At 73.1% G+C, this 2,040-nt stretch carries 2 protein-coding genes and 1 pseudogene; 1 reads left to right on the top strand and 2 read right to left on the bottom strand.

Features of this window, described 5'->3' with window-relative positions:
- Both GRC12_RS43960 and GRC12_RS46840 read right to left on the bottom strand, forming a co-directional pair.
- Window positions 1-195, bottom strand: a pseudogene (locus tag GRC12_RS43960) (hypothetical protein); the annotation flags it as partial.
- Window positions 196-403: 208 nt separating this feature from the next.
- Window positions 404-1,468 carry an FUSC family protein gene (locus tag GRC12_RS46840; protein ID WP_208786020.1) on the bottom strand — a complete coding sequence of 355 codons (1,065 nt, stop codon included), beginning with the start codon at window positions 1,466-1,468 and terminating at the stop codon, window positions 404-406.
- Window positions 1,469-1,530: 62 nt separating this feature from the next.
- Here GRC12_RS46840 and GRC12_RS43950 point away from each other — a divergent pair, with 62 nt between their 5' ends.
- The gene (locus tag GRC12_RS43950; protein WP_208786019.1) at window positions 1,531-1,977 is read left to right on the top strand and encodes a MarR family winged helix-turn-helix transcriptional regulator; all 447 of its coding nucleotides are present in this window, start codon (window positions 1,531-1,533) and stop codon (window positions 1,975-1,977) included.
- Window positions 1,978-2,040 lie beyond the last annotated feature (63 nt).

Genomic DNA, 2,040 nt, shown 5'->3' with positions numbered 1-2,040 from the left:
GTGGGGCGGCGGTGGCGGCGGGCGGTGTGCGGCGAGGTAGCCGAGCAGGGCGGTGAACACGGCCGCGCCGGTCGCCGCTGTGGCTGTCCATCGGACGCGGCGCGGCAGGGCGCGCCAGCGGTCCCGCAGCAGGGGCCGGTCGGCGCCGAGGACCTCGACGGCATCTCTGTCACCGCCCTCGGGCGGGCTCACCATGCCGCAAGCCTAGGCGCTCCGCTGGTAGTGCCGCGCTGTGCCGTCGGCCGTCCGCGGCGCCGTCGTGGCCGATCGCGCCCGCGCGGCGGAGCCGCACATCGAACGCAGCCCCGCGCCCCTTCGGGGCACTGCCGAACCGCTCCGGACTTAACCATGTCCGCTCAGGCCCCTTGGCCGGCCGGCGGACATCGGCCGAACAGCCCCCTTCTCAGCCCTCGCTCGGTCGTACCTCGGCCCGTGTCGGGCTGGGGCGTCTGCGGCGTATCGGTAGCAGCCACCAGGCCGAGGCGATCGACAGGGCCGCGCCGACGGCGATGCCCTCCAGGCGGGTCGGCAGCAGGTGTTGGGCGTCCTGGCCGAAGTAGCCGAGGAGGAGGGACAGGGCACAGGTCATGCCTGCGGCCCAGTACGCGTAGTTGAAGGGGCGCAGGCACAGCGCGACCGTGAGGACGGTGAACATCAGCGCGACCGAGGCGTGTCCCGTGACGCCGGCCGCCGCCACCCCCACCGCGAGCAGCGTGCCCACGCAGGCGCCCGCGAGGCGCTCGATCCCCTTGCGCAGAACGTCGCCGCGTCCGCGGTTGCCGCTCGCGGCGACGTACGCGGTCAGGACGACCCACGGCCAGTGGTGGTCGAAGAGCGCGGTGCCGAGGGCGAAGGCGGCGGCGATTCCCGCCGCCATCTGCAGCGCCATCCGGGTGCTGGGGCGGGGATGCAGACGCGAGGGACGGGGCGGCTGCTCGGGGGACGGTTCCGCGCGCCAGGGTCCGAAACGGTCGCCGAGCGCCTGTACCAGCCAGACGAACGCACACGCCAGCGCGCCGATCAACGCCGACCAGCCCCAAGTGACCAGTCCGCTCTGCGCCTTGGGCGGCAGCGCGGGGCCGGGGACGACGAGGAGGGCGACCAGCGGAAGCGCCAGCAGCGTGCCGATCTTCGTGGCGGCCGGGCCGTAGCGGCGGATCCAGATGGCCAGCGCCATCCAGGCCGTGTAGACGGCGGCGCCGAGCGCGTAGTGGGAGGCGATGAGTCGGCCCAGGAAGATCGAGGCGCCGGCCGTGGCGGGCAGCACCACCAGTGAGGTCAGGCGACGGCGGATGTCGGCGGTGCGCTGGGTGGCGGACAGGGTGAGGGTCAGGGAGACCGCGAGGACGAGGACGTCGGTGTGGAGTCCGGCGGCACCTTCCAGGACCAGGGCGGCGGCCCAGCAGAGCAGTACGGCGGTCATCGTCAGCGCCGCTTCGTACGCATTGCGTATTAGTTTGGCGGTCACTCGCTCGATGTTACGGGGATTTCAGCAAGCCAGATAGTAAAGATCTGCGTACGATCTCTGCCATGGACCATCTCTCCGACGCCGCCCGGATCCGGCGCGGTGTGATCCGGCTCAACCGTCGGCTGCGGCAGGAGCGCGGGGACGGGAGTCTCAGTCCCAACCAGCTGTCGGTGCTCGGCCATCTGCATCGGCACGGACCGTCGACGCCCGGTGAGGTCGCGGCGGCCGAGCGGCAGCGGCCCCAGTCACTGACCCGGGTGTTCGCGGAGCTGGAGACGGAGGGGCTCATCCTGCGGGCGCCGGACCCGACCGACCGGCGCCAGTCCGTGCTGACCCTGACCGACGCCGGGCGCCTCGCGGTCGAGGACGACATGGCCCAGCGGGACGCGTGGCTGGCCCGGGCCCTCGGCACGCTCGGCGAGACCGAGCGGGGGGTGCTGGCACTGGCGGCCGAGGTGATGGAGCGACTGGCGAACGCGGAGGTCGACGAGCCGGGCGAAGAGGACTGAACTCCCGCTGCTCTGCCTCCGAGCAGGCACGGCCCGCCGCCTCAGAACCCCCCGCCGAAGTCC

The organism is Streptomyces griseorubiginosus, assembly GCF_017614965.1.
Taxonomy (GTDB): Bacteria; Actinomycetota; Actinomycetes; order Streptomycetales; family Streptomycetaceae; genus Streptomyces; species Streptomyces griseorubiginosus_B.
Note: the sequence above shows the minus strand (reverse complement) of the source record. Positions and strands in the feature narration are given on the sequence as shown.

Bases quoted from the DNA above. Each gene is read 5' to 3' on its own strand.
- GRC12_RS43950 (WP_208786019.1), top strand. From the start codon at position 1,531: ATGGACCATCTCTCCGACGCCGCCCGGATCCGGCGCGGTGTGATCCGG.